Annotated in this window: 1 protein-coding gene; it reads left to right on the plus strand. The window is 47.1% G+C overall.

Annotated features, from left to right (window positions below; translation table 11 throughout):
• On the plus strand, positions 1 to 378 hold a 378-nt coding region (locus AB4585_RS26295), incomplete at both ends, for a 3-hydroxyacyl-CoA dehydrogenase family protein (protein ID WP_372171701.1).

A 378-nucleotide genomic window follows, 5' to 3' on the forward strand; every position in this document is an offset into this window, starting at 1 on the left:
TGGATATTGGTGCCAAGATCATGCCTATCCTAGTCAAAGAGTTAGGTGAGCGATTCCAAGGCCCAGATCTGTTCGATACCTTGCTTAATGATGGTCGCAAGGGTAGAAAAGTCGGCAAAGGGTTCTACCAATACAAAGGCAAGGACAAGAAGGTCGATAAATCTGTGTATGGATTATTGAAATTGACGCCTTCACGCAGTCTATCCGAAGAAGACATTGCTCTTCGCTGCACCATTCCACTACTCAATGAGGCGGTACGCTGTCTTGATGAAGGGATTATAGCCAGTGCACGAGACGGCGATATTGGCGCCATTTTTGGTATTGGCTTCCCACCATTTACAGGTGGCCCGTTCCGATTTATTGATACCTACGGCTTGG

This window comes from Vibrio sp. 10N.222.49.C9 (genome assembly GCF_041474985.1).
GTDB classification, from domain to species: Bacteria; Pseudomonadota; Gammaproteobacteria; order Enterobacterales; family Vibrionaceae; genus Vibrio; species Vibrio crassostreae_C.